The organism is Streptomyces sp. AC602_WCS936, assembly GCF_019049125.1.
Taxonomy (GTDB): Bacteria; Actinomycetota; Actinomycetes; order Streptomycetales; family Streptomycetaceae; genus Streptomyces.
Genome location: NZ_JAGMUF010000021.1, coordinates 113,876 through 139,705, shown reverse-complemented (window position 1 = coordinate 139,705; position 25,830 = coordinate 113,876). Strand labels below are relative to the sequence as shown.

Sequence of the window (25,830 nt, the reverse complement as noted above, 5' to 3'; positions counted from 1 at the left end):
CCGTCATGTCTCCCAGCATCAAACTCGCAGTGATTCCCGGTGACGGCATCGGCCAGGAGGTCGTGGCCGAAGGTCTGAAGGTCCTCTCCGCCGTCCTTCCCCAGGATGTGAAGCTGGAGACCAAGGAGTTCGACTTCGGCGCCCGGCGCTACCACGCCACCGGTGAGACCCTCACCGACGCCGACCTCGACGCCCTCAAGGCCCACGACGCCATCCTGCTCGGCGCGATCGGGGACCCCTCGGTGCCGTCCGGCGTCCTGGAGCGCGGCTTCCTGCTCAAGCTCCGCTTCGCCTTCGACCACCACGTCAACCTGCGGCCGAGCAAGCTCCTGCCCGGCGTCGCCACCCCGCTCGCCGGGCAGCCCGAGATCGACTTCGTCGTCGTCCGCGAGGGCACCGAGGGCCCGTACACCGGCAACGGCGGCACCATCCGCAAGGGCACCGAGCACGAGGTCGCCACCGAGGTCTCCGTCAACACGGCCTACGGTGTCGAGCGCGTCGTGCGCGACGCCTTCGCCCGCGCGCAGGCCCGCCCGCGCAAGAAGCTGGCGCTGATCCACAAGAACAACGTGCTGACCTTCGCCGGCCACCTGTGGACGAACGTCTTCAACAAGGTGGCCGCCGAGTACCCCGAGGTCACCACCGAGTACATGCACGTCGACGCGGCGACCATCTACCTGGTCACCCAGCCCGAGCGCTTCGACGTCATCGTCACCGACAACCTCTTCGGCGACATCATCACCGACCTCGCCGCGGCCGTCTCCGGCGGCATCGGCGTCGCCGCGAGCGGGAACATCAACCCGTCCGGCGACTTCCCCTCGATGTTCGAGCCGGTCCACGGTTCCGCGCCCGACATCGCCGGCCAGGGCAAGGCCGACCCCACCGCGACGGTCCTCTCCGTCGCCCTGCTGCTGCGCCACCTCGGCTACGAGACCCAGGCCGCCCGCATCGAGGACGCGGTCTCGGCCGACCTGGGCGAGCGTGCGGACAAGAGCGCCCGCTCCACCTCCGAGATCGGCGACGCGCTCGCCGTACGAGTAGCCGGCTGACTCGGCGCACTCGAAATCCAACCTCTGGAAGCCGCCGGGTCCGAAAAACAAGGCACCCGGCGGCTTTCTCCTGCGTCCGCCAGGTGCGACCATCGAACCCTGGGCCGCATTCACCCCGTTTCATCCGTCACGGGCCACGCGCGATAATCGAACGCGAAGCCGCGACATGAGGGAATGCTCGGACGTCCTAGCACCGGCCACCGGCCGTACGGGCGTGACAGCGGCCCGTCACAATCAAACCGGTGAAGGACATCAACCCATGACGACGCCCACGATCGAGCTCAAGCCCTCCGCCAACCCGCTCTCCGACTCAGAGCGCCAGGCGATCCTGGCCAACCCCGGGTTCGGCCGCCACTTCACCGATCACATGGTGACGATCAAGTGGACCGAGGGCCGCGGCTGGCACGACGGTCAGCTCGTTCCGTACGCCCCGCTCTCCCTCGACCCGGCCACCATGGTCCTGCACTACGCGCAGGAGATCTTCGAGGGTCTGAAGGCCTACCGCCGGCCCGACGGCTCCGTCGCCACCTTCCGCCCGGAGAAGAACGGCGCCCGCTTCCAGGCCTCGTCGCGCCGCCTGGGCATGCCCGAGCTTCCGGTCGACACCTTCATCGAGGCCTGCGACGCGCTGGTGAAGCAGGACGAGAAGTGGGTTCCCGCGCACGGCGGCGAGGAGTCCCTCTACCTGCGTCCCTTCATGATCGCGACCGAGGTCGGCCTGGGCGTGAAGCCGGCCAACGAATACCTCTTCCTCGTCATCGCCTCCCCGGCGGGCGCCTACTTCCCGGGCGGCGTCAAGCCGGTCTCCATCTGGGTCTCCGAGGACCGCGTCCGCGCCGTCCCCGGCGGCATGGGCGACGCCAAGACCGGCGGCAACTACGCGGCGTCGCTGCTCGCGCAGGCCGAGGCCGCCACCAAGGGCTGCGACCAGGTCTGCTACCTCGACGCGGTCGAGCACAAGTGGGTCGAGGAACTGGGCGGCATGAACCTGTACTTCGTGTACGGCGACAAGATCGTCACCCCCTCCCTCACCGGCTCCATCCTGGAAGGCGTCACCCGCGACTCCCTCCTCACCGTCGCCCGTGACCTCGGCTACGAGGCCGAGGAAGGCCGCGTCTCCGTCGACCAGTGGCAGCGCGACTCGGAGAACGGCACCCTCACCGAGGTCTTCGCCTGCGGTACGGCGGCCGTGATCACGCCGGTCGGCACGGTGAAGCGCGCCGGTGCGCAGTGGCAGCAGAGCGGGGGCGAGACCGGTGAGGTGACGCAGCGGCTGCGCGACGCGCTGCTGGACATCCAGCGGGGTACCGCCGAGGACAAGCACGGGTGGATGCACCGGCTGGCGTAGCATCACCGGAGCCGGGGGCTCCGCCCCCGGACCCCCGGCCTATGCCCGCCCACCACCCGACTCGGTCGGGCAGGAAGCGGGCTCGACCAGCCCCTCTCCGGGTGCCGTCGCCACGGCGGCACCCGGCGTGCACAGCACGTACACCACCCCGCCCACCAGCCCCGACAGCAGGAAGCTGCAGTCCACCCCGCCGGTGAACGTCAGCAGCGGGCCCTCGTACGACGGCAGGGACACCGCCAGCACGCCGACGACCGCGCCCGCCGCCCAGGCCGCCGTGGCCGGGACGTTCCAGCCGGCGCGGTACCAGTAGGCGCCGCCCCGCGCCCGGCGGTTGAAGACCTGGAGCGCGTCGGCGTCGTACTCCCCGCCGCAGCGCACGAAGCCGATCATCGTGATGACCGCCCACGGGGTGCCGATCGCCGTCAGCAGCAGCACGAAGGACGTCATCGCCGACTGCGCCTCCCAGGCGTAGTGCCCGGTGAAGACGCAGGCCGTGGCGACGACCGCGACCGCGCAGGTGGCCCGGGCGCGGGAGGCGCGCGGCAGGATGGCGTCCAGGTCCAGGCCCATGGAGTACAGCATCAGTCCCGCGTTGCCGACCGAGCCCGCGGAGGCGGCGAGCAGCAGCGGGACCAGGTACCAGGTGGGGGCGGCGTCGACCAGCGGGCCGGCGTAGTCCAGGGCGGCGCGGGCGGCGTACGAGGTGAAGGTGCCGAAGAGCTGCGGCACCAGCAGGCCCAGCATCAGCCCGAGCCAGGTCGCGTGCAGCACCCGGCGGGAGGAGAAGCGGGCCGGGGAGATGTAGCGGGTGTAGTCGCCGAGCAGCGTGATGAAGGCGATCGGCCCGGAGAGACCGGCGGCCACGGCGGCCAGCAGCCAGGTCGGCCAGAAACCGCCCAGCAGGTACCCGCCCGCCTCCGGCAACGCGGCGGTGGTGAAGTCGGGGGCGTAGGCGATCACGCCGAGGACCAGCAGGGCGGTCATGCCGTACGCCAGCACCTTGGACATGGCGAGCAGCACCCGGTAGCCGTAGACCGCGCCCGCGACGGTCGCCGCGGCGAGCAGCCCGTAGACGACGGCGTACGCGGCCCCGCCCTGCGGCAGGCCGAAGAGCCGGCCGAGCACGCCCATCATCACGTCCCCGCCGATCCACACGGTCAGCGCGGTGTAGCCGAGGGCCAGGAGCAGCCCGACCACCGAGCCGACCAGCCGTCCGCGCACGCCGAACTGGGCGCCGGACGACGTGGACAGGTTGGTGCCGGTGCGCAGGGAGACCAGGGCCAGTGGCGCGGTGAACAGGGTGCCGACGACCGTGCCCGCCACCACCGAGCTGACCGACGCCCACCAGCCCAGGCCGAAGGAGGGCGGCAGCCAGCCGAAGACGATCACGCCGAGACAGAGGTTGGAGCCCAGCAGGATCGAGACGAGGTCCCGTGGCCCGCTGGTGCGTTCCGCTTCGGGGATGGTGTCGACTCCGCGCTGTTCTATCGGCATGGCTGGTCTCCTTCGACGGCCGCCCACGGTTTAGAGCGACGCTCAATGTGACGTCTGCCCCGACCACTCGTCAATGGTTTCGCCGGAGGGGATCGATGTTTAGAGTGGTGTTCTAATGTGTGGACGGCAAGGAGGTGCCACGTCGTGAGACTGACTCCCACGGAACGTGACCGGCTGCTGCTCTTCGGGGCGGCCGAGCTGGCCCGGGCACGCCGTGCCCGTGGCCTCCGGCTCAACGTGCCGGAGGCGACCGCGCTGATCGCGGACACCGTGTGCGAGGCCGCCCGGGACGGCGCCCGGCTCGCGGAGGCGATCGAGCGCGCCCGGTCGGTGCTCGGCCCGGACGACGTGCTGCCCGGCGTCGCGGACGTGGTCACCGAGGTGCACGTGGAGGCCGTCTTCGACGACGGGTCGCGGCTCGCCGTCGTCTCCGACCCCGTCGGGGGCGGGCTCGGCCAGGAGGCGCCGGGCGCCCTGCTGCCGGGGCCCGACCACGCCGAGCCCGAGGCGGCGGTGCGCCTGCCGGTCACCAACACCGCGACCGTGCCCGTCTCCGTGACCTCCCACTTCCACTTCTTCGAGGCCAACCCGCGCCTCGACTTCGACCGCGAACGGGCCTACGGCATGCGTCTCGCCGTCCCCGCCGGGTCCTCGGTCCGCTTCGGGCCCGGGGAGAGCGCCGAGGTCGGCCTCGTGCCCATCGGCGGGCGGCGGATCGCGGTCGGCTTCGCCGGCCTGGTGGACGGTCCGCTGGACGCACCGGGGGCGAAGGCGGAGGCACTGCGGCGGGCCGCGGCCTGCGGATATCTGGGGGTCGCACCGGAAGTACCGGAAGTACCGGAAGTACCGGAAGTGCCGGAAGCACCGGAAGGAGGCGGGCGATGAGCCGCTCGAAGGGACGCGAGATCAGCGAGTCGATCCACGTCGACCCGCACGCCTACGCCGCCACCCACGGCCCCCGCGCCGGCGACCGGGTCCGGCTCGGCGACTCGGGCCTGGTGATCCGCGTCGAGTCCGACAGCCAGCTGCCCGGCGACGAGTTCCTCGCCGGCTTCGGCAAGACCGCCCGCGACGGGCTGCACCTCAAGGCCGCCGCCGTCCGCGAGACCTGCGACGTCGTGATCAGCAACGTCGTCGTGATCGATGCTGTCCAGGGCATCCGGAAGGTGTCGATCGGCATCCGCGAGGGGCGGATCAGCGGCATCGGACGGGCCGGCAACCCCGACACCCTCGACGGGGTCGACGTCGTGGTCGGCACCGGCACCACCATCGTGTCCGGTGAAGGGCTCATCGCCACCGCCGGAGCCGTCGACACTCACGTCCACCTGCTCTCCCCGCGCATCATGGAGGCTTCGCTCGCGTCCGGCGTGACGACGATCATCGGGCAGGAGTTCGGCCCGGTGTGGGGCGTCGGCGTCAACTCGCCGTGGGCGCTGAAGCACGCGTTCGGCGCCTTCGACGCCTGGCCCGTCAACATCGGCTTCCTCGGCCGGGGTTCCTCGTCCCACGACGCGCCGCTGATCGAGGCGCTGGCCGAGGGCGGGGCGAGCGGCTTCAAGGTGCACGAGGACATGGGCGCCCACACCCGCGCCCTCGACACCGCCCTGCGCGTCGCCGAGGAGCACGACGTCCAGGTCGCCCTGCACAGCGACGGACTGAACGAGTGCCTCTCCGTCGAGGACACCCTCCGCGTCCTGGAGGGCCGCACCATCCACGCCTTCCACATCGAGGGCTGCGGCGGCGGACACGTCCCGAACGTGCTGAAGATGGCCGGCGTCCCCAACGTCATCGGCTCCTCCACCAACCCCACCCTGCCCTTCGGCCGGGACGCGGTCGCCGAGCACTACGGCATGATCGTCTCCGTCCACGACCTCAAGACCGACCTGCCCGGCGACGCCGCCATGGCCCGCGACCGCATCCGCGCCGGGACCATGGGCGCCGAGGACGTGCTGCACGACCTGGGCGCCATCGGCATCACGTCGTCGGACGCGCAGGGCATGGGGCGCGCCGGTGAGACGGTCCGGCGTACGTTCGCCATGGCGGGCAAGATGAAGGCCCAGTTCGGTGCCGACGGGGACGACGACAACGAGCGGGTCCTGCGCTACATGGCCAAGCTGACCGTCAACCCCGCCATCGCCCACGGCCTGTCCCACGAGGTCGGCTCGATCGAGGTGGGCAAGCTGGCCGACATCGTGCTCTGGCGCCCGGACCACTTCGGCGCCAAGCCGCAGCTCGTCCTCAAGTCGGGCTTCCCGGCGTACGGCGTGGTCGGCGACCCGAACGCGGCCACCGACACCTGCGAACCGCTCGTCCTGGGCCCGCAGTTCGGCGCCCACGGCGCCACCCCGGCCGAGATATCGGTGGCCTTCGTCGCACAGGCCGCCCTCGACCAGGGCAACGACACGATGCCGACCCGACGGCGCCGGGTCGCGGTGCGCGGCACGCGCGGCATCGGACCGGCCGACCTGCGCCTGAACTCCCGTACCGGCGCGGTCGACGTCGACCAGCGCACCGGACTCGTCACCCTCGACGGTGACCCGCTGCGTTCGGAACCGGCCGATTCCGTCTCGCTCAACCGTCTCTACTTCCTCTGACGTACGTTCCTCCGACCTCCTGGGACACCTCCATGACCTTCCGCATGCCCCCCGAGTGGGCCCCGCACGAACGCACCTGGATGGCCTGGCCCGGCCCCAACCCGACGTTCACGAACGACGGGGAGCTGGCCGAGGCCCGTGCGGCCTGGGCCTCCGTCGCCCGCGCGGTGCGCCGTTTCGAGCCGGTGACGGTGGTGCACGGGCCCGGCCAGGGCGACGGGGCGCGCGAGCTGCTCGGCCCGGAGGTCGACCTGGTGGAGCGCGAGCTGGACGACGCCTGGATGCGGGACATCGGCCCGACCTTCGTGACGGACGGGCAGGGCGGGCTGGCCGCCGTGGACTGGGTGTTCAACGGCTGGGGCGCCCAGGACTGGGCCCGCTGGGAGCACGACTCCAAGATCGCCCGCCATGTCGCGGACCTCGTCGGCGCCCCCGCCCTCGGCAGCACGCTCGTCAACGAGGGCGGCGCGATCCACGTCGACGGCGAGGGCACGGTCCTGCTGACCGACACCGTCCAGCTCGGCTCCGGCCGCAACCCCGGCTGGACCCGCGAGCAGGTCGAGGCGGAGATCCACGCCAAACTCGGCACCACCAAGGCGATCTGGCTCCCGCACGGTCTGACCGGCGACTACGGCATGTACGGCACCCAGGGCCACGTCGACATCGTCGCGGCCTTCGCCCGGCCGGGCACCGTCGTCGTGCACAGCCAGCGCGACCCCCGCCACCCCGACCACGCCCGCTCGCAGATGTACCTGGAGATCCTGCGCGGTCAGACCGACGCCAAGGGCCGCCGCCTGGAGGTCGTCGAGGTTCCCGCCCCGACCGTCCTGAAGGACCAGGAGGGCGACTGGGTCGACTACTCGTACATCAACCACTACCTGTGCAACGGCGGCGTCGTCCTGTGCGCCTTCGACGACCCGAACGACGAACTGGCGGCGGGCATCTTCCGCCGCCTGTTCCCCGAGCGCACGGTGACGCTCGTGGACGCGCGTACGATCTTCGCGGGCGGTGGAGGCATCCACTGCATCACACAGCAGCAGCCGAGGATCTAGGAGCGGGAACATGGCCGGTGGTGGGCGCAGACCGGCCCCGCCTCGCGAGGACGTCCTCACCGCCGCCATGGAGATGATCGCCGAGCGCGGCCTGGAGAAGCTGACCATGGCGGCGCTCGGCCGCGAGGTCGGTATGAGCAGCGGCCATCTCCTCTACTACTTCCACTCCAAGGACGAACTGCTGCTGCGCACCCTGGAGTGGAGCGAGGGCCGCCTCGGCGCCGAACGCGGGCGGCTGCTCACCCGCGCCGGCACCGCCCGCGAACGCCTCGACGCCTACGTCGACCTGTACGTCCCCGAGGGCCACCGCGACCCGCACTGGACGCTGTGGCTGGAGGTCTGGAACCGCTCGCAGAGCGCCGCCGTCGAATCCGACGCCCGCGACCGGCAGGCCGCCATCGAGGGCGCCTGGCACCGCGACCTGGTGGCGCTGCTCGCCGAGGGCGTCTCGCGCGGCGAGTTCCGGCCCGTCGACCCCGACCGCTTCGCCTCCCGGCTGCGCGCCCTCCTCGACGGCTTCGCCATCCACGTGGCGATCGGGCTGCGCGGCACGGACCGGACCCAGGTGCTCGGCCACGTGCGGGAGTTCCTGGTGGACGGGCTCTACGCCGGAGCCTGAGCGTGCGGTTCCGGACGGGACCCGCGGGGAGGCCCGGGTGTCCGGTTCCGGACGGACGTTGCTCGCATCCTGAGACGGACGGTGAGCAGCGGGACGGACTGTGCCAGACTGCCACCGTGCTCTCGTTCGCCATGATTATTGGCAGCAGGCGCGCCGGTCCGCAGTGACCACCACGTACGACCAGGTACGGGTGGACACCGTCGTCCTCGACCCGCGCGCAGACCTCTCGCACCCGCGAGAGGTTTTTCGTTTTCCTGGCCCACCCCCAGCCGGGAAGAGAGCGCGAGGGATCATAGACGGACGGTGGAACCGGTCATTCCGGTAGACCGAGATCCCATACAGGAGCCTTCAGATCATGACCGCAACCAGCGAACTCGACGATTCGTTCCACGTCTTCGACACCACCCTGCGCGACGGCGCGCAGCGCGAGGGCATCAACCTCACGGTCGCGGACAAGCTGGCCATCGCACGGCACCTGGACGACTTCGGCGTGGGCTTCATCGAGGGGGGCTGGCCCGGCGCGAACCCGCGGGACACCGAGTTCTTCTCCCGCGCCCGCCAGGAGATCGACTTCAAGCACGCCCAGCTGGTCGCCTTCGGCTCCACGCGCCGCGCGGGCGCCACCGCCGCCGAGGACCACCAGGTCAGGGCGCTGCTGGAGTCCGGCGCCGAGGTGATCACGCTGGTCGCCAAGTCCCACGACCGGCACGTCGAGCTGGCGCTGCGCACCACGCTCGACGAGAACCTCGCCATGGTCGCCGACACGGTCTCCCACCTCAAGGCGCAGGGCCGCCGGGTCTTCGTGGACTGCGAGCACTTCTTCGACGGCTACCGCGCCAACCCTGAGTACGCCAAGGCCGTCGTCCGCGCCGCCTCCGAGGCGGGAGCCGACGTGGTCGTCCTGTGCGACACCAACGGCGGCATGCTCCCGGCGCAGATCCAGGCCGTTCTCGCCACGGTGCTCGCCGACACCGGCGCCCGGCTCGGCATCCACGCCCAGGACGACACCGGCTGCGCCGTCGCCAACACCCTCGCCGCGGTGGACGCGGGCGCGACCCACGTGCAGTGCACGGCCAACGGCTACGGCGAGCGCGTCGGCAATGCCAACCTGTTCCCGGTCGTGGCCGCGCTGGAGCTGAAGTACGGCAAGCAGGTGCTGCCCGGGGGCCGGCTGCGCGAGATGACCCGCATCTCCCACGCCATCGCCGAGGTCGTCAACCTCACGCCCTCCACCCACCAGCCCTACGTGGGTGTTTCCGCCTTCGCGCACAAGGCCGGGCTGCACGCCTCCGCCATCAAGGTCGACCCGGACCTGTACCAGCACATCGACCCGGAGCTGGTCGGCAACACCATGCGGATGCTGGTCTCCGACATGGCCGGCCGTGCCTCCATCGAGCTCAAGGGCAAGGAGCTGGGCATCGACCTCGGCGGCGACCGCGAACTGGTCGGCCGGGTCGTCGAGCGGGTCAAGGAGCGGGAGCTGGCGGGCTACACCTACGAGGCCGCCGACGCCAGCTTCGAGCTGCTGCTGCGCGCGGAGGCCGAGGGCAGGCCGCTGAAGTACTTCGACGTCGAGTCCTGGCGCGCGATCACCGAGGACCGCCCCGACGGCAGCCACGCCAACGAGGCCACCGTGAAACTGTGGGCCAAGGGCGAGCGCATCGTCGCCACCGCCGAGGGCAACGGCCCGGTCAACGCCCTGGACCGCTCGCTGCGCGTCGCCCTGGAGAAGATCTACCCGGAGCTGGCCAAGCTCGACCTCGTCGACTACAAGGTCCGCATCCTGGAGGGTGTGCACGGCACCCAGTCCACCACCAGGGTCCTGATCTCCACGACCGACGGGACGGGGGAGTGGTCCACGGTGGGCGTCGCGGAGAACGTCATCGCCGCCTCGTGGCAGGCCCTGGAGGACGCGTACACGTACGGGCTGCTGCGGGCGGGGGTCGAGCCGGCGGAGTGAGCCGCCACCCGGGTCGGTTTCCCGTTCGGTTTCCTCTTCCGTACTGATGTCTTATTGAGGTCGATTCGGGTACTTTCGAACGTATGAAGGACGCACGCGTTCGAGTCCTCATACGCCTCCTGGTCGCGCCGGTCATCGCCGCGCTGGCGGTGCTGATGGCCGGTGCGCCCGGCGCGCAGGCGGCCACCGACGTCTCGGAGATCGGCGCGGCCCTGCGCGAGAGTCCCGTGTACGTGGACCCGGCCGCCACCGACCTGCTGTCGAAGTCGGACGCCGAGGCGCTCGCCGACAAGATCGAGGACGCGGACGAACCCGTCTTCGTCGCGGTCCTCCCGGCCGGCTACCCGACCGAGAACCTCTTCCGGAACCTGCGCACCGAGACCGGCATCACCGGCCTGTACGGCGTCCGGCTCGGCGACCGGTTCGACGCGCGCGCCGACAGCAGCGTGCTGAGCCGCCAGGGCGTGGACAACCTGGTCACGGCCGCGCAGGGCGCGGGCGATCCCAAGGCCCAGCTCAACGACTTCGTCGACGACGCGCTGCGCAGCGTCCGCGGCTCCGCACCGGCGTCCTGGGACTCCGGCGGCGGCGGTTCCGTCTCGACGGGCGCCCTGATCACCGCGGGCGCGGTCGCGGTGGCCGGCGGTGCGGGCGTCTACGCGGTCTCGCGACGCAACCGGCGCCGCCGCGAGGAGGAGCAGCGGGAGGCGCTGGAGCGGCTGCGGGTGGTGGTCGACGAGGACATCACGGCGTTCGGCGAGGAACTGGACCGGCTGGACTTCCACCCCGGCGAGCCGGGCGCCGACGACGCGATGCGCACCGATTACGAGCGTGCCCTCGACGCCTACGAGCAGGCCAAGACGTACATGGCGGACGCCCGTAAACCGGAGGACGTCCGCGGGGTCACCCAGGCCCTGGAGGACGGCCGCTTCTCGCTGGCCCAGCTCGCCGCCCGCCGCGAGGGCAGGCAGCTGCCCGAACGCCGCCCGCCCTGCTTCTTCGACCCGCGCCACGGTCCCTCGGTCGCCGACGTCACCTGGACGCCGCCGGGCGGCACCACCCGCCAGGTCCCGGTCTGCGCGGCCGACCGGACCCGGCTGTCCGAGGGGCGTGACCCGGTGATCCGCGAGGTGGACACCGAGTACGGCCGCCGCCCCTACTGGGACGCGGGCCCGGCCTACGGCCCCTGGGCGGGCGGCTACTTCGGCGGCGGCATCCTGCCCGGCCTGCTGGTCGGCACCATGCTGGGCAGCATGATGGCCGGTCCGGCCTACGGGGCGGGGTACGGCGCCGGGTACGGGGACTTCGGTCACGAGGGCGGTGACGTCTCCGGCGGCGACTTCGACCCCGGCGACTTCGGCGGCGGCTTCGGAGGCGGCGACTTCGGCGGCGGCGGAGGCTTCGGGGGCGGCGGGGACTTCGGCGGAGGCTTCTGAGCGGGGTGGCGGGGCAGTTGCTGGAAAACGGGCCTGCGCGCGGACGGGGCGCCCGGCTACGGTGAGCGCATGCCGTCCGCCACCGCACTCCTCGTCATCGACATGCAGCACGCCACCGTCGCCATGGCGCACCGGGCCGCCGAGACGGTGGCCGCGATCGCCGGCCTGAGCGAGCGGGCGAGGGCGGCCGGTGTGCCGGTCGTGACCGTCCGGCAGCGGGGCGAGGGCATGGAGCCCGGCACCGACGGGTGGCGGGTGGTTCCCGAGCTGACGCCGCGGGAGGGCGAGCCGGTCGTCGACAAGACGACCCCGGACAGCTTCCTCGGCACCGATCTCGACGCGGTCCTGAAGGCGCTCGGCGTCACCGAGGTGATCGTCACCGGGTTCGCCACGGAGGTCTGCGTCGACACCACGGCACGGCAGGCGCTGAGCCGGGGGTACGACCTGGTGTTCGTGGCCGACGGGCACACCACGTCGCACCGGGCGGCCGCGGACGCGGGCCACCTGGTCCCGGCGGACGCCTCGATCGCGCAGTACAACACGATTTACCGGACGATCGGCTGGCCCGGCCGGAGCATTCGGGTCCGGGCCGCCGCCGACGTGGAACTCATGCCTGCTTGATCGCCGAGACGTCGAAGTTCAGCTTGATCTTGTCGGAGACCAGCACGCCGCCCGTCTCCAGGGCCGCGTTCCAGGTCAGGCCCCACTCCGAGCGCTTGATCTCCGCCTTGCCCTCGAAGCCGACGCGCTCGTTGCCGAACGGGTCCTTGGCGGCGCCGTTGAACTCCAGGTCGATGCTGATCGGCCGGGTGGTGCCGAGGATCGTGAGGTCGCCGGTGATGCGGTAGTCGTCGCCGCCCAGGGCCTCCGCCCCGGTCGAGCGGAAGGTCATCTTCGGGAACTCGTCCGTCTTGAAGAAGTCCGAGCTCTTGAGGTGGCCGTCGCGGTCGGCGGAGCCCGTGTCGATGCTGTCCATCGTGATGTCGAGGGTCGCGGTGGACTTCGCGGGGTCGGTGCCGTCCAGGCGGAGCGTGCCGCTGAAGTCGAGGAACTTGCCCTTGACATTGGTGACCATGGCGTGGCGCGCCGTGAAGCCGATCGTCGTGTGGGACGGGTCGATCGTGTACTCGCCGGTCAGGGTCGCGAGGTCGGTGGTCGTGGTCATGGCGTCCTCCAGAAAGGTCGAGCCGTGATGTTGAATGTTCAACCAGTCCAACGGTCACGACTCTAGACCTATTCCGTACACGCTTCAACGGTTACGACCGGCGTGGCGGCGAAGCCTGCGGAGCCGGCCGGGTGTGCACGTACAGCTGCCGCCGGTCGCCGACGTCGACGGGGCGCGGCAGCGGGAGTTCGTACCGGACCGGCATGCCGTGGTCCGCGAACTGCCGGCGCGGGTTGTAGACCTGGTTGAACTTCCACAGCATCCGCGCGAAGTTCGTCTGCCCGTGCAGCAGGTTCCGGCCGAGGATGCGGGCCGCGCCGAACGCCGTCCTCAGGCCCAGGTGCTTGCGGTTGATCACCGCCTGGGTGCGTACCAGCTCCTCGTAGAACCGCTCCAGCGGCAGCGTCGTCGGCACCACCGCGTGCTGGATGTCGAAGAGGCGGTAGTCCCGGGTGGTCAGGCGGCGGGACTCGGTGTGCCAGATCTCCGTGCCCGGGTACGGCGTCATCACCGTGAAGTGCACGATCTCCGGCACCGACAGCGCGAACTCCCGCACCACCCGGAACCGCTCCTCGTCCCAGGCCGGGTCCACGATCAGGTTGATGGCGACCTGGATGCCCATGCGGCGGGCCGCCTCCAGCGCCCGGAAGTTCTCGTCGGGGCTGATCCGCTTGCGGAACAGGTCCAGGCCCTCGGCGTCGATGGCCTCCATGCCCAGGAACATGTACCGCAGGCCGAGCCGCGCCCACCGTTCGAAGACCTCGGGGTGGCGCAGCAGCACGTCGCTGCGTGTCTCCAGGTAGTACTGCTTTCGGATGCCGCGCCGCTCCACCTCGTCGGCGATGGCGTTGCCGTGCTCGGGACGGATGAAGGCCACGTCGTCCACGATGAACACGTTGGGCTCGCGGACCCGTGCCAGGTCCTCAACCGCAGCCTCGGGGGAGGCCTTGCGGTAGCTGCGGCCGTAGAACGTCCAGGCCGAGCAGAACGAGCAGTCCCAGGGGCAGCCGCGGGTGAACTCGATGGAGGCGCACGGGTCCAGCTCGCCGATGAAGTAGCGGCGCCGGTTGCGCATCAGGTCGCGGGCCGGGAGCGGGGAGTCGATGCCGTGCATCATCAGCGGCGCGGGCCCGCGTCCGGCGGCGGTGATGATGCCGGGGACGCCGTCCACCCCGCCGTCGCGCACCGCCTCCAGCAGCGGCGCGATCGCCGGCTCGCCCTCGCCCCGGACCACCGCGTCCACCGCCCCGGCCGCCTGCTCCAGCACGTCCTCGGCGACGAAGGAGACACTGTGCCCGCCGAAGAAGACGAAACAGCCCGGCACCTCCCGCTTCACCTTCACCGCCAGCTCGATCGCCTCCGGGATGTTCGCCAGGTAGTTCAGCGAGATCCCGAGGGCCTCGGGCCGGAAGGACCGCACCTCGTCCCGCAGCACCCGCTCGCTGAGCACCTGGCGGTCCACGACCCGCACCTCGTGCCCGGCCTCGCGGGCCGCGCCCGCCACCCGTTCGAGGCCGAGCGGTTCCAGGCGGAGGAAGATCTCGGAGTACATCAGGGCGCTGGGATGCACGAGCAGCAGACGCATGGTCACCTCGTCGCGGGTCGGAACGCACCGGAACGGAGGCGAACCGGAACGGCGGTAGGGCTCGGTGGGGCACGGACAGGCCCCCCTTTCCTAACCCGGCCCGCCCGCCGCCGCAGCTCCCGTACCGCCGCCTGGCGGACCCCGGAACGGGGAAGGGTCATGAGCATGACCTCCAAGTGGCCGCACGCCCGCCGGACCGCCGCCGGACCCACCCGCCGCACCTTCCTCCTCGCCACCGCCCTGGCCGCCACGCTCACCCCGGCCCTCGGCACCCCCGCGCCCGCCGCGGCCCGCGCCGACCCCTACGACACCCTCCGCCGCCGCTGGCTCGACATCGCCCTCGGCACGGACTACGACCCGGCCGCCGAACCGTACGCCTCCCGCCTCGCCGAGACCGGCGCCCGCGCCCGCGACCATCGCGCAGCCATGACGCCCACCCCCACCTCCCTGTGGCCCGGCCACCCCTTCGACCCGCCCGCCGGCATCACCTTCGCCTACGGCCGCCTGTGGACCATGACCCAGGCCTACGTCCAGCAGGGCACCGGTTCCACCGGCGACCAGGCCCTCCTCGCCGACATCCTCCGAGGACTCGACCACCTCTCGGCCACCGTCTACAACCCCTCCACCACCCGCTACGGCAACTGGTGGGAATGGCAGATCGGCAGCCCCCGCCTCCTGATGGACATCACGGCCGCCCTCCACGACCACCTCGGCCCCGACCGCATCGCCGCCGCCTGCGCCGCCGTGGACCACTTCATCCCCGACGCCATGCTCCGCGACTACTCCGGCACCTCCACCGGCGCCAACCGCGTCGACCTGTGCCGCTCCGTCGCCCTGCGCGGCATCCTGGGCCGGGCCCCCGACAAGATCGCCCTGGCCCGCGACGCCCTCTCCCCGGTCTTCCCGTACGTCACGAAGGGCGACGGCCTCTACGCCGACGGCTCCTTCGTGCAGCACACCTGGGTCGCCTACTCGGGAACGTACGGCCAGGTCATGCTGGACGGCCTCGGCCGCCTCTTCACCCTGCTCGCCGGGTCGGACTGGGCGGTGACGGACCCCGGCAGGCAGATCGTCCTGGACAGCGTCGAGCACGCCTACGCGCCCCTCGTCCACGACGGACTCGTCATGGACACCGTGAACGGGCGCGCCATCAGCCGGGGCTACCTCAAGAGCGACGACCTGCACGTCATGCGCAGCGACCACTTCCACGGGCAGCAGCTCATCGCGGCCATGGCCGTCCTCGCGGGCGGCGCGAGCGACGCCGAGCGCGAGCGCTGGCACGCGCGGATCAAGGGCTGGATCGAGCGGGACACCGTCACCCCGATCCTCACGGCACCACAGTTCCCGGTCGCCGACCTGGCCAGGCTGCACGCGATCGCCGACACGCCCGTCCAGGCCACGCCCGAACCCACGGAGCACCGCCTCTTCGCCGCCATGGACCGCGCCGTCCACCGCCGCCCCGCCTTCACCGCGGGCCTCGCCATGGCCAGTGACCGCATCGCGCACTACGAGTGCGGGAACGGCGAGAACCCGCGCGGCTGGCACACCGGCGCGGGCCTGCTCACCTGGTGGGCGAAGGGTGTCGGATCCGATCGGTCCGATCGGTCCGATCGGTCCGATCGGTCCGATCGGTCCGATCGGTCCGATCAGTACACAGACTGGTTCTGGCCGACCGTCGACTGGTACCGGCTGCCCGGCACCACCGTCTCCACCAAGCGCCTGCCCGACCGGGCGGGCGGCGAGTGGGGCGCGCCCAAGCCCGACGTGCGCTGGGTCGGCGGCACCACCGACGGCGAGTACGCGGCTGTCGGCCAGCACCTCAAGGGCCTCGGCTCCACCCTCGAGGCCCGCAAGTCCTGGTTCTTCCTCGACGACGAGGTGGTCTGCCTCGGTGCCGGCATCACCTGCGCGGACGGCGTCCCGGTCGAGACGGTCGTCGACAACCGCAACCTGGGCGAGGGCGGCACGCAGGTCCTGGTCCGCGGCCGGGACTGGGCCCACCTGGAGGGCCACGGCGGCTGGATCGTGCCCGACGGCGACCTGCGGACCCTGCGCGAGAACCGCACCGGCGCCTGGTCCGACATCAACACCACCAGCACCACCGAGCGCCGCACCCGCCGCTGGCAGACCCTCTGGCTCGACCACGGCACCGACCCGGCCGACGCCGGGTACCACTACGTCCTCATGCCGGGCGCCTCCCGCGGGGCCGTCGCCCGCCGCGCCGCCGACCGCCGCCGGCTGACCGTCCTCGCCAACGACGCCCGCCGCCAGGCCGTCACCGTTCACCCGCTCGGCCTCACGGCGGCCAACTTCTGGCAGGCCGGCACGGCGGGGCCGCTCACCGCCACCGCGGGGGCGAGCGTGCTGGTCAGACGCCGGGGCCGCACCGCTACCCTCTGTGTGAGCGAGCCGCCGCGCACCGGAGAGCCCCTGGAGATCATCTGGGACCACCCGGTGCGAGGGGTGGTGCGGGCCGACGACACCGTCGAGATCCTCACCACGGGCCGCCGACTGCACCTCCGCGTCACTCCAGGGGTGGTATGTACCACCCATGAATGTGAGGTGACTCTCAGCTGACGACTTTGTACGACCCCTACAAGTATCAGGCCCCCTGAGCAGTCGAAACGACTGCATGCCATGGGGGTTCTGTTCAGTGCTACCAGGAAAACGCGCCGGAGACTGTACGGAGTCGACGGCTCGCAATCCTTGGTCGGGTTCGTAGAGTCGCTACATGACCGTTTTGGATGAGGCGCCGGGTGAGCCGACGGACGCGCGCGGGCGGGTCGCCGAGCTGCACGAGATCCGTGCGCAGGCACTGGCCGGACCGAGCGAGAAGGCGACGGCGGCGCAGCACGCCAAGGGCAAGCTGACCGCGCGGGAGCGTATCGAACTGCTCCTGGACCCCGGGTCCTTCCGGGAGGTCGAGCAACTGCGCCGGCACCGGGCGACCGGGTTCGGGCTGGAGGCCAAGAAGCCGTACACGGACGGTGTGATCACCGGCTGGGGCACGGTCGAGGGCCGTACGGTCTTCGTCTACGCGCACGACTTCCGCATCTTCGGCGGTGCGCTGGGCGAGGCCCACGCCACGAAGATCCACAAGATCATGGACATGGCCATCGCGGCGGGTGCGCCGCTGGTGTCGTTGAACGACGGCGCCGGCGCCCGCATCCAGGAAGGCGTCAGCGCCCTCGCGGGCTACGGCGGCATCTTCCAGCGCAACACGAAGGCGTCCGGTGTCATCCCGCAGATCAGCGTGATGCTCGGCCCGTGCGCGGGCGGCGCGGCCTACAGCCCCGCCCTCACCGACTTCGTGTTCATGGTCCGCGACACCTCGCAGATGTTCATCACCGGCCCCGACGTGGTCAAGGCCGTCACCGGCGAGGAGATCACCCAGAACGGGCTCGGCGGCGCGGACGTGCACGCCGAGACCTCGGGCGTCGCCCACTTCGCGTACGACGACGAGGAGACCTGCCTCGCCGAGGTCCGCTACCTCCTCTCCCTCCTCCCGCAGAACAACCGGGAGAACCCGCCCCGCCACGAGTGCGGCGACCCCGCGGACCGCCGCGGCGACACCCTCCTCGACCTGGTCCCGGCCGACGGCAACCGGCCCTACGACATGGCCAAGGTCATCGAGGAGATCGTCGACGACGGCGAGTACCTGGAGGTCCACGAGCGCTGGGCGCGCAACATCATCTGCGCCCTGGCCCGCCTCGACGGCCAGGTCGTCGGCATCGTCGCCAACCAGCCGCAGGCCCTGGCCGGCGTCCTGGACATCGAGGCCTCCGAGAAGGCCGCCCGCTTCGTCCAGATGTGCGACGCCTTCAACATCCCGATCCTGACCCTCCTGGACGTGCCCGGCTTCCTGCCCGGCGTCGACCAGGAGCACGGCGGCATCATCCGCCACGGCGCGAAGCTGCTCTACGCCTACTGCAACGCGACCGTGCCCCGCATCTCCCTCATCCTCCGCAAGGCGTACGGCGGCGCCTACATCGTCATGGACTCCCAGTCCATCGGCGCCGACCTCACCTACGCCTGGCCGACCAACGAGATCGCCGTGATGGGCGCCGAGGGCGCGGCCAACGTCATCTTCCGCCGCCAGATCGCCGAGGCCGAGGACCCCGAGGCCATGCGGGCCCGCATGGTCAAGGAGTACAAGACCGAGTTGATGCACCCGTACTACGCGGCCGAACGCGGCCTCGTCGACGACGTCATCGACCCCGCCGAGACCCGCGAGGTGTTGATCAAGTCCCTGGCGATGCTGCAGACCAAGCACGCCGACCTGCCCTCCCGCAAGCACGGCAACCCGCCGCAGTGACCCGAGGAGCCACGACCATGTCCCCTGCCGACATCCGCGTCGAGAAGGGCCACGCCGAGCCCGAGGAGGTCGCCGCCATCACGGCCCTCCTGCTCGCCCGCGCCGCCGCCCGCCCCGCAGAGATCGCCCCGACCCACGGCGGCGGCCGCGTCCGCGCGGGCTGGCGCCGCCTGGAACGCGAACCGGGTTTCCGAGCACCGCACAGCTGGCGCTGACCTGTAGTTGCGAGCAGGGCCCCTCCGTGAGGAGGGGCCCTGCTCGGCTTTTAGGGGCGCGGGGAACTGCGCGACCAGCCACGACGCACCCGCACCCGGCAACGAAACCGCCCCCGGCAGCCCAGTGGCCGCAGGGGGCGTCGCGCAGCCCGGCGTAGCGGGGTGCCGCCTGCGCGGCTAGCGCAGGCGCGCCATCAGCGCGTGCTCGACCAGCGTGATCAGCGCCGACTTCGCATCGGCCCGATGCCGCGCATCCGTCGTGATGATCGGCGTGTCCGGCCCGATCTGCAACGCCTCCCGGACCTCGTCCGGGTTGTACGGCTGCTGCCCGTCGAAGCCGTTCAGCGCGATCACGAACGGCAGGCCGCTGTTCTCGAAGTAGTCGACGGCGGGGAAGCAGTCGGCGAGCCGCCTCGTGTCGACCAGCACGATCGCGCCGATGGCGCCGCGCACCAGGTCGTCCCACATGAACCAGAAGCGGTCCTGGCCGGGCGTACCGAACAGGTACAGGATCAGGTCCTGGTCGAGCGTGATGCGTCCGAAGTCCATGGCGACCGTCGTGGTCGTCTTGTCCCCCGTGTGGGTGAGGTCGTCGATGCCCGCGGACGCGGACGTCATCACGGCCTCGGTGCGCAGCGGATTGATCTCCGAGACGGCGCCGACGAACGTCGTCTTGCCCACGCCGAATCCGCCCGCCACCACGATCTTCGCGGAAGTGGTGGAGCGGGAAGGCCCTCCGCTAGAGCTTGCGAAGTCCACTGAGCACCCTTTCGAGCAGTGTCACGTCTGGCTGGCCGCCGGCGTTCTCGTCGCCGCCGGGCTGATGGATGGCGACCAGGCCCGCCTCCGCCAAGTCGGCGACGAGGATCCTGGCCACGCCGAGAGGGATCGTCAGGAGGGCCGAGACCTCGGCCACCGACTTGATCTCCCGGCAGAGGTTGCAGATCCGCTGATGCTCGGGCAGCTGGCCCTGCATCTGGTGCGGCTGCGCGGTGGTGTGCACCAGCGCCTCGATGGCGAGCTGGTACCGCGGCCTGGTGCGACCGCCCGTCATGGCGTACGGGCGCACCAGGGGGTTGTTCGACGCCCCGGCGGGCGCCGGCTCAGGGGTGCGGCGCTGCGGCTGCACGGGCTGGATGCGCGGAGCCTGCGGCTGGTCGTACGGCGAAGGGCCGGGGCCCTGCGGTGCGTACGGCTGCCGGTGGTCCGGGACGGAGGGGTAGCCGTACCCGTTCGCCGAGCCGTCGTTACGGCCCTGGCCAGGGCCGTACGACCAGTTGCCCGAAGACGGACCGCCTGGGGGTGTTGCCACTTTTTCCTCCTCCGACTGTGCCGGGCATCCATCACTGTGGAGCCGCGTCCCGAAACTTTACGGCCACGGGACACCAAAACGCACCGTCTGTCCTTTAGTTGAGAAGGCTGCCCTGGAGCTCTGCCCGCAGGTCGGGCGTCAGAACCGTGCCGGCACGGTCCACCAGAAGGGCCATCTCGTACCCAATGAGACCGATGTCCGCCTCCGGGTGTGCAAGAACCGCGAGGGACGAACCGTCGGAGATGGACATGATGAAGAGGAATCCCCGCTCCATCTCCACAACCGTCTGGTTCACACTGCCGCCCTCGAAGATGCGCGAGGCACCGGCGGTCAGCGAGGTCAGGCCGGACGCGACGGCGGCGAGCTGGTCGGCGCGGTCGCGCGGAAACCCTTCGGACATCGCGAGAAGGAGTCCGTCGGCGGAGACCACCACCGTGTGGGACACCCCCGGGGTGTTGTCCACGAAGTTGGTGATCAACCAGTTCAGGTTCTGTGCCGCCTGGCTCATCGGGCTCACACTAACGCTCCTGGTTGTAGGTGCTGTCAGGACCACGGTGTTCATTCCTTGTGTCCTGGCCGTTCGTTTCACTGCCTGCGTTGCGGCCCCGTTCGACGCCGCGCCGCAGGTTGCTCAGCCTGCCCCGGACGTCCTCCGGAGCGCGGGAGACCTGTGGGCCTCCCTGTGGAGTGGATTCGGCGGTGCCCTCGACCAGGTTGGCCTTGGGTACCCGGCGCGGCAGCCCCGAGGAGGTCACCCCGCCCGCCTTGGGCTTGCGCAGCGCCGAGGCCTGCTGCCAGCGGTCGTCGTTGGCCGACCGCCAGTTGTCCGTGCCGTTCGCACCGGCCGGTTCCGCCGGCGTCTCCTGGCCCACGTGCCCCGCGCTGCCCGCACCGCCCGCGGTGGACCCGCGGCGGGGGAGACCGGCGTCGGTCATCTCGTGGGCGGCGGAGGTGGCCGGACCCGGACGGTCGAAGCCTACGCGGTCCGCCTCGTTCACGTCAGCGGCCTGCGCGGATTCCGCCTCCGGTGCCCCCGAGGGGTACTGGTCCGGATAGCCGTTCCGGTAGCCGTCCTGCTGCGGCCAGTCGTCCTGGTGGCGTCGCTGATCGAAGGCCGAGTAGCCCTCGTGCGCGCCGGAGCCGGCCGACTGGTGCCCGTTGCGGGCCGGTTCCCCGTACGAGGGGTCCGGGTAGCCGCCGCCCGCCGGGTAGCCCTCGCCCTGCGGCAGGCCGCCGTTCGGCGCGAAGTACTGCTCGTCGTACGCCTGCTGCTGGTCCTGGTACGCCGTCTGCTGCTGGTCGGCGTACGCCTGCTGGTCGTACCCGCCGGTCTGCTGGTCCTGGTAGCCGCCCTGGCCCTGGTCGTAGGCCTGCTGCTGCCCGGTGAACTGGTCCTGGAAGCCGAGCCCCTCGGTCTCCTCGCGGCCGCCGTGCTCCTCCGGGCCGGTCAGCTCGGGGTGCGACTGGGCCTCCAGGGCCGCGCGGCGCTCCTCGCGCATCAGCGAGCGGCCCACTGGGTCGAGCTCGCGTATGTCGTCGGGGACCTCGGCGTACCGGCTGTCGTCGAAGCCGAGTTCGGCGGCGGTCCGCATGGGCTGACCGACCTGCGCGAAGTTCTCACCCTGGAAGTTCTGCTCCGGGATGATCTGCGAGACGGTGAACTCGTCGCGCTGCTGGTGCTCGCCGCCGCCACCGTGGGTGATGGCGTCCGGGAGCATGACCAGCGAGGTGGTGCCCGCCTGCTCGCCGGAGGGGCGCAGCTGGACGCGGATGCCGTGCCGGTCGGACAGCCGGCCGACCACGAACAGGCCCATGCGCTGCGAGATCGCGGCGTCCACGGTCGGCGGGTTGGCCAGCTTGTGGTTGATGTCCGCGAAGTCCTCGGCGGTCAGGCCGATGCCCTTGTCGTGGATCTCGACCATCACGCGGCCGTCGGGGAGACGGGTCGCGGTGACGCGCACCTTGGTCTGCGGGGAGGAGAACGTGGTGGCGTTCTCCAGCAGCTCGGCGAGCAGGTGCACGAGGTCGGTCACGGCACGGCCGTGGATCTCGGCCTCGGGGACGCCCGACAGCTCGATGCGCTCGTACTGCTCCACCTCGGAGGAGGCGGCGCGCAGCACGTCGACCAGCGGCACCGGCTGGTCCCAGCGGCGGCCGGGCTCCTCGCCGGCGAGGACCAGGAGGTTCTCGCCGTTGCGGCGCATGCGGGTGGCCAGGTGGTCCAGCCGGAAGAGGTTCTCCAGCTGGTCGGGGTCGGCCTCGTTGTTCTCCAGGTCCGTGATCAGGGTCAGCTGGCCCTCGATCAGCGACTGGTTGCGGCGCGACAGGTTGGTGAAGATCGCGTTGATGTTGCCCCGCAGCAGGGCCTGCTCGGAGGCGAGCCGGACCGCCTCGCGGTGCACCTGGTCGAAGGCGCGGGCGACTTCGCCGATCTCGTCGGTCGAGGTGATCGGGATCGGCGCGACCCGGGTGTCGACCCGGCCGGGGTCGGTGCGGGAGAGCTGGTCGACCAGCATCGGCAGGCGCTGCTCGGCGATGCCGAAGGCGGCGGTGCGCAGCTGGCGCATGGAGCGGCTCATCTGGCGGGCCACCATGCCGGCCAGGATGAACGCGGCGAGCAGCGCGATCACGACCGCGGCACCCGTGATGTAGGCGTCCCGCTCGGCGTCGTCCGCGATCGTGGACGCCTCGGTCACCGCCTTGTCGGCCAGGTCCGACTCGATCTTCTGGTACGCGTCGAACTTGAGGGTGTTGACCGCCCACCAGTTTTCCGGCGTGATGCCCTGCTCGGCCAGGTCGGCCCGGGCGCTGGGGTCCGTGGACTCCAGCTGGGCCAGCTCCGAGACCATCGTGGTCGGGTTGGTGGGCGGCGGGACGTAGTCCGGGTCCTTGGCCTTGGCCTCCTTGGCCATGGCCGCGCCGTCCTCCTTGAGCTGCGCCTCGGCGTCCTCGAGCTTCTGCGCGTCCGCCTCGGTGCCGCCGCCGATGTACTCCTCGATCGCGATGCGCTCGAGGTAGGCGTACGAGGAGAGGGCGACGCGCTGGCTGGCGAGGTGGCTCGGCTCCGGACCCGGCTTGACCAGCATGTGCATGCCGATGGAACGCTCCAGGGAGAGCGCCGCCTTGGTCAGGGAGATCGCGTAGACGGTACGGCCGTAGGAGGTGATGTTGCCGGTGCCCAGACCGAGCTCGTTGGCGAACTCCATCAGGGGGTGGGCGACGCCGGTGTAGCCCTCCTCGGTCTCCACGCCCTTGAGCTTGGAGGTGTAGGCGGCCACGCGCAGCGACTGGAGCTTGGGCTCCTGCTCGCGGAACACCTTCAGCCGGCGCTCCAGGCCGGGCTTGGACGGCATGCCCTGCGCCGCCTCGTCGAAGGCGTCGGCCGCCTCGTCGGTCGCCTGGCGGGCCTTGACGACGGCGTCGTCCTTCTGGCCTTTGCCCTGCAGCAGCGGGGCGGCGGTGGTGTCGCGCTCGTTGTAGAGGGCGTTCGCGTAGTTCAGCGAGGCCTGCACCAGGCGCGCGGTGCTCTCGGCGTCCTGGGCGTCCGACCAGGTGTCGATCGAGCTCTTCACCTGGAAGCCGCCCATGACCAGGCCGACCAGTACGGGAATGAGCAGGATCGCGTTCAGCCGGGTGGTCACCCGCCAGTTGCGCGGGGAGAAGCGGCCGCCGCTCGGGGCGGGTTCCTCCGTGGGTTCCGCAGCGGGCACGGGGGCGGGCGCCGCTGTACGCGGCGGCGGGGTGAAGTTGCCCCGGGCCGATGGCTCGGGACTGTTCTTGCTTCGCCTCACTCGACCAACAACCTCTCGGCGGTCGGCACCTACGTCGTGCCGCTGTGTCTCAGAGCCCATCCGTCGACGAGTACGTGCTACCGGTGAGTACGTCTCGTGCGTCGTTGACCATTGGGCAGTTCTGGCATTCCAGCACGGCGACCTGCGCTCTTCCAAACAGTGGAACGCGGGGGTTACACGTGATGTAAGCCCCAGATAAAACGGTCATAAAGAGCGAGGCCCGTCAAAAGACGGTGCGTTCGTGCGCGCAGCGAGACCAGTTGACCGCGTCGCGTGTCGATACCACCCGATTCCTCTGCCGAAACGTTATGAACGGCGGAGCCGACCGTGTCAAAGGACACAGTCGGCTCCGTGTCGTCTACGGCAACTGCCGTAGATCACTGCCGACTTGGCTGCTACGGCCCGCGTACCTACCGCAGGCGCGCCATCAGCGCGTGTTCCACCAGCGTGATCAGGGCGCTCTTCGCGTCGGCGCGGTGCCGGGCGTCGGTCGTGATGATCGGGGTGTCCGGACCGATCTGCAGCGCCTCCCGCACCTCGTCCGGCGAGTACGGCTGCTGTCCGTCGAAGCCGTTCAGGGCGACGACGAAGGGCAGGCCGCTGTTCTCGAAGTAGTCCACCGCCGGGAAGCAGTCGGCCAGCCGGCGGGTGTCGCACAGCACGACCGCGCCGATCGCGCCGCGCACCAGGTCGTCCCACATGAACCAGAAACGGTCCTGGCCGGGCGTGCCGAACAGGTAGAGGATCAGGTCCTGGTCGAGCGTGATGCGGCCGAAGTCCATGGCGACCGTGGTGGTCGTCTTGTCCCCGGCGTGCGTGAGGTCGTCGATCCCGGCGCTGGCGGAGGTCATCACGGCCTCCGTGCGCAGGGGGTTGATCTCGGAGACGGCGCCCACGAACGTGGTCTTGCCGACGCCGAAGCCGCCGGCCACCACGATCTTCGCGGAGGTGGTCGCCCGCCCTCCGTCAGAGCTTTCGAAGTCCACTGAGCACCCTTTCGAGCAGTGTCACGTCCGGCGCACCGCCGTTGTTCTCGTCGCCGCCCGGCTGGTGAACCGCGACCATCCCGGCCTCCGCGAGGTCCGCGACCAGGATCCGGGCCACGCCCAGGGGCATGGCCAGCAGGGCCGACACCTCGGCCACCGACTTCACCTCGCGGCACAGGTGGCAGATGCGCTGGTGCTCGGGCAGGAGCCCCATGAGCGCTGCCGGGTCGGCCGTCGTGCTGATCAGCGCCTCGATGGCGAGCTGATAGCGCGGCCTGGTCCGGCCACCGGTCATCGCGTACGGACGTACCAGCGGCTGGTCGCCCTCGTCCTCGTACGGCTCCGCGTACGGATCATGAGAGGCGGTGGGCGGGGTCATGAATCCTCCGGGCGGGACAGCAGGTTGGTCAGTCGTGCCGTCTGACGAGGCCGGTGGGGGGATTGTGGCGGCCGGACGGTGATTTGGTAACACGGGTGGTGCCGGGGCCGATCAGTGGAGCAGACTTCCTTGTAGCTCGGCGCGCAGGTCGGGCGTGAGCACCGCGCCCGCGCGGTCGACCAGGAGCGCCATCTCGTAGCCGACGAGGCCGATGTCGCACTCCGGGTGGGCGAGGACGGCCAGCGACGAGCCGTCCGAGACGGACATGAGGAAGAGGAACCCGCGTTCCATCTCCACGACCGTCTGTGCCACGTTGCCGCCCTCGAAGATCCGGGACGCCCCGGCGGTCAGCGAGGTGAGCCCCGAGGCGACGGCCGCGAGCTGGTCCGCGCGGTCGCGCGGGAAGCCCTCCGACATCGCCAGGAGGAGTCCGTCGGCGGACACGACGACGGTGTGGGACACCCCCGGGGTGTTGTCCACGAAATTCGTGATCAACCAGTTGAGGTTCTGTGCCGCCTGGCTCATCGGGC

At 71.0% G+C, this 25,830-nt stretch carries 22 protein-coding genes; 12 read left to right on the top strand and 10 right to left on the bottom strand.

Going from position 1 to position 25,830, the window contains the following annotated elements; genetic code table 11:
* Positions 1 to 5 precede the first annotated feature (5 nt).
* Positions 6 to 1,049, top strand: coding sequence for a 3-isopropylmalate dehydrogenase (locus KUM03_RS10630; RefSeq protein ID WP_217246777.1), 1,044 nt, complete (start codon positions 6 to 8; stop codon positions 1,047 to 1,049).
* Positions 1,050 to 1,308: 259 nt separating this feature from the next.
* A complete protein-coding gene (locus KUM03_RS10625; protein ID WP_217246776.1) occupies positions 1,309 to 2,397 on the top strand; it encodes a branched-chain amino acid aminotransferase in 1,089 nt (362 codons plus the stop codon).
* A 39-nt stretch (positions 2,398 to 2,436) separates the two neighbouring features.
* Here KUM03_RS10625 and KUM03_RS10620 read toward each other — a convergent pair whose 3' ends face one another.
* Positions 2,437 to 3,891, bottom strand: a complete 1,455-nt coding sequence (locus KUM03_RS10620) for a cytosine permease (RefSeq protein WP_217246775.1) — start codon at positions 3,889 to 3,891, stop codon at positions 2,437 to 2,439.
* A 144-nt stretch (positions 3,892 to 4,035) separates the two neighbouring features.
* Here KUM03_RS10620 and ureA point away from each other — a divergent pair, with 144 nt between their 5' ends.
* The 7 genes from ureA to KUM03_RS10585 all read left to right on the top strand — a co-directional run bounded on the left by ureA (position 4,036) and on the right by KUM03_RS10585 (position 12,173).
* Positions 4,036 to 4,776: an urease subunit gamma gene (ureA, locus tag KUM03_RS10615; protein ID WP_217246774.1), complete on the top strand. Its 741-nt coding sequence runs from the start codon at positions 4,036 to 4,038 to the stop codon at positions 4,774 to 4,776.
* Positions 4,773 to 6,485, top strand: coding sequence for an urease subunit alpha (locus tag KUM03_RS10610; RefSeq protein ID WP_217246773.1), 1,713 nt, complete (start codon positions 4,773 to 4,775; stop codon positions 6,483 to 6,485). Before ureA ends, KUM03_RS10610 begins: the two co-directional genes overlap by 4 nt.
* Positions 6,486 to 6,517: 32 nt before the next feature.
* Positions 6,518 to 7,537: an agmatine/peptidylarginine deiminase gene (locus tag KUM03_RS10605; protein WP_217246772.1), complete on the top strand. Its 1,020-nt coding sequence runs from the start codon at positions 6,518 to 6,520 to the stop codon at positions 7,535 to 7,537.
* A 10-nt stretch (positions 7,538 to 7,547) separates the two neighbouring features.
* Positions 7,548 to 8,156, top strand: a complete 609-nt coding sequence (locus KUM03_RS10600; RefSeq protein ID WP_217246771.1) for a TetR/AcrR family transcriptional regulator — start codon at positions 7,548 to 7,550, stop codon at positions 8,154 to 8,156.
* A 355-nt stretch (positions 8,157 to 8,511) separates the two neighbouring features.
* Positions 8,512 to 10,116: a citramalate synthase gene (gene cimA / locus KUM03_RS10595; RefSeq protein ID WP_217246770.1), complete on the top strand. Its 1,605-nt coding sequence runs from the start codon at positions 8,512 to 8,514 to the stop codon at positions 10,114 to 10,116.
* 83 nt (positions 10,117 to 10,199) lie between these two features.
* Complete coding sequence (locus tag KUM03_RS10590) at positions 10,200 to 11,552, top strand: hypothetical protein (RefSeq protein WP_217246769.1); 1,353 nt, start codon at positions 10,200 to 10,202, stop codon at positions 11,550 to 11,552.
* 69 nt (positions 11,553 to 11,621) lie between these two features.
* Positions 11,622 to 12,173, top strand: coding sequence for a cysteine hydrolase family protein (locus tag KUM03_RS10585; RefSeq protein ID WP_217246768.1), 552 nt, complete (start codon positions 11,622 to 11,624; stop codon positions 12,171 to 12,173).
* Here the strand turns inward: KUM03_RS10585 and KUM03_RS10580 are convergent.
* Positions 12,160 to 12,717 carry a YceI family protein gene (locus KUM03_RS10580; RefSeq protein ID WP_217246767.1) on the bottom strand — a complete coding sequence of 186 codons (558 nt, stop codon included), beginning with the start codon at positions 12,715 to 12,717 and terminating at the stop codon, positions 12,160 to 12,162. The two genes, KUM03_RS10585 and KUM03_RS10580, sit on opposite strands and share 14 nt — an antisense overlap.
* 91 nt (positions 12,718 to 12,808) lie before the next feature.
* Positions 12,809 to 14,302 carry a hopanoid C-3 methylase HpnR gene (gene hpnR / locus KUM03_RS10575; RefSeq protein WP_217246766.1) on the bottom strand — a complete coding sequence of 498 codons (1,494 nt, stop codon included), beginning with the start codon at positions 14,300 to 14,302 and terminating at the stop codon, positions 12,809 to 12,811.
* Between the two features lie 159 nt (positions 14,303 to 14,461).
* Here hpnR and KUM03_RS10570 point away from each other — a divergent pair, with 159 nt between their 5' ends.
* The 3 genes from KUM03_RS10570 to KUM03_RS10560 all read left to right on the top strand — a co-directional run bounded on the left by KUM03_RS10570 (position 14,462) and on the right by KUM03_RS10560 (position 18,832).
* Positions 14,462 to 16,879 carry a polysaccharide lyase 8 family protein gene (locus KUM03_RS10570; protein ID WP_217246765.1) on the top strand — a complete coding sequence of 806 codons (2,418 nt, stop codon included), beginning with the start codon at positions 14,462 to 14,464 and terminating at the stop codon, positions 16,877 to 16,879.
* Positions 16,880 to 17,033: 154 nt separating this feature from the next.
* Entirely contained in the window at positions 17,034 to 18,617 is a 1,584-nt protein-coding gene (locus KUM03_RS10565) for an acyl-CoA carboxylase subunit beta (RefSeq protein ID WP_217246764.1), read from the top strand.
* A gap of 17 nt (positions 18,618 to 18,634) precedes the next feature.
* Positions 18,635 to 18,832, top strand: a complete 198-nt coding sequence (locus KUM03_RS10560; protein WP_019328726.1) for an acyl-CoA carboxylase epsilon subunit — start codon at positions 18,635 to 18,637, stop codon at positions 18,830 to 18,832.
* A gap of 177 nt (positions 18,833 to 19,009) precedes the next feature.
* Here KUM03_RS10560 and KUM03_RS10555 read toward each other — a convergent pair whose 3' ends face one another.
* The 7 genes from KUM03_RS10555 to KUM03_RS10525 all read right to left on the bottom strand — a co-directional run bounded on the left by KUM03_RS10555 (position 19,010) and on the right by KUM03_RS10525 (position 25,825).
* A complete protein-coding gene (locus tag KUM03_RS10555) occupies positions 19,010 to 19,591 on the bottom strand; it encodes an ATP/GTP-binding protein (protein ID WP_009314218.1) in 582 nt (193 codons plus the stop codon).
* Positions 19,572 to 20,144 (bottom strand): DUF742 domain-containing protein, encoded by a 573-nt coding sequence (locus tag KUM03_RS10550; RefSeq protein ID WP_073731626.1) that lies wholly within the window; start codon positions 20,142 to 20,144, stop codon positions 19,572 to 19,574. The genes KUM03_RS10555 and KUM03_RS10550 overlap by 20 nt, the downstream gene beginning before the upstream one ends.
* Before the next feature lie 94 nt (positions 20,145 to 20,238).
* Positions 20,239 to 20,652 (bottom strand): roadblock/LC7 domain-containing protein, encoded by a 414-nt coding sequence (locus tag KUM03_RS10545; protein WP_004983065.1) that lies wholly within the window; start codon positions 20,650 to 20,652, stop codon positions 20,239 to 20,241.
* Between the two features lie 10 nt (positions 20,653 to 20,662).
* Complete coding sequence (locus tag KUM03_RS10540) at positions 20,663 to 23,935, bottom strand: nitrate- and nitrite sensing domain-containing protein (RefSeq protein ID WP_217246763.1); 3,273 nt, start codon at positions 23,933 to 23,935, stop codon at positions 20,663 to 20,665.
* 410 nt (positions 23,936 to 24,345) lie between these two features.
* Positions 24,346 to 24,921, bottom strand: coding sequence for an ATP/GTP-binding protein (locus KUM03_RS10535; protein ID WP_003973455.1), 576 nt, complete (start codon positions 24,919 to 24,921; stop codon positions 24,346 to 24,348).
* Positions 24,902 to 25,300, bottom strand: a complete 399-nt coding sequence (locus KUM03_RS10530) for a DUF742 domain-containing protein (RefSeq protein ID WP_007387727.1) — start codon at positions 25,298 to 25,300, stop codon at positions 24,902 to 24,904. Before KUM03_RS10530 ends, KUM03_RS10535 begins: the two co-directional genes overlap by 20 nt.
* A gap of 111 nt (positions 25,301 to 25,411) precedes the next feature.
* Entirely contained in the window at positions 25,412 to 25,825 is a 414-nt protein-coding gene (locus tag KUM03_RS10525; RefSeq protein WP_003973453.1) for a roadblock/LC7 domain-containing protein, read from the bottom strand.
* Positions 25,826 to 25,830 lie beyond the last annotated feature (5 nt).

Coding starts and splice junctions, on each gene's coding strand:
- KUM03_RS10565 (WP_217246764.1), top strand. CDS start 17,034: ATGACCGTTTTGGATGAGGCGCCGGGTGAGCCGACGGACGCGCGCGGG.
- KUM03_RS10610 (WP_217246773.1), top strand. CDS start 4,773: ATGAGCCGCTCGAAGGGACGCGAGATCAGCGAGTCGATCCACGTCGAC.
- KUM03_RS10620 (WP_217246775.1), bottom strand. CDS start 3,891: ATGCCGATAGAACAGCGCGGAGTCGACACCATCCCCGAAGCGGAACGC.
- KUM03_RS10630 (WP_217246777.1), top strand. CDS start 6: ATGTCTCCCAGCATCAAACTCGCAGTGATTCCCGGTGACGGCATCGGC.
- KUM03_RS10585 (WP_217246768.1), top strand. CDS start 11,622: ATGCCGTCCGCCACCGCACTCCTCGTCATCGACATGCAGCACGCCACC.
- KUM03_RS10600 (WP_217246771.1), top strand. CDS start 7,548: ATGGCCGGTGGTGGGCGCAGACCGGCCCCGCCTCGCGAGGACGTCCTC.
- KUM03_RS10605 (WP_217246772.1), top strand. CDS start 6,518: ATGACCTTCCGCATGCCCCCCGAGTGGGCCCCGCACGAACGCACCTGG.
- KUM03_RS10545 (WP_004983065.1), bottom strand. CDS start 20,652: ATGAGCCAGGCGGCACAGAACCTGAACTGGTTGATCACCAACTTCGTG.
- KUM03_RS10625 (WP_217246776.1), top strand. CDS start 1,309: ATGACGACGCCCACGATCGAGCTCAAGCCCTCCGCCAACCCGCTCTCC.
- KUM03_RS10560 (WP_019328726.1), top strand. CDS start 18,635: ATGTCCCCTGCCGACATCCGCGTCGAGAAGGGCCACGCCGAGCCCGAG.
- KUM03_RS10530 (WP_007387727.1), bottom strand. CDS start 25,300: ATGACCCCGCCCACCGCCTCTCATGATCCGTACGCGGAGCCGTACGAG.
- cimA (WP_217246770.1), top strand. CDS start 8,512: ATGACCGCAACCAGCGAACTCGACGATTCGTTCCACGTCTTCGACACC.
- KUM03_RS10570 (WP_217246765.1), top strand. CDS start 14,462: ATGAGCATGACCTCCAAGTGGCCGCACGCCCGCCGGACCGCCGCCGGA.
- KUM03_RS10590 (WP_217246769.1), top strand. CDS start 10,200: ATGAAGGACGCACGCGTTCGAGTCCTCATACGCCTCCTGGTCGCGCCG.
- KUM03_RS10580 (WP_217246767.1), bottom strand. CDS start 12,717: ATGACCACGACCACCGACCTCGCGACCCTGACCGGCGAGTACACGATC.
- KUM03_RS10525 (WP_003973453.1), bottom strand. CDS start 25,825: ATGAGCCAGGCGGCACAGAACCTCAACTGGTTGATCACGAATTTCGTG.
- hpnR (WP_217246766.1), bottom strand. CDS start 14,302: ATGCGTCTGCTGCTCGTGCATCCCAGCGCCCTGATGTACTCCGAGATC.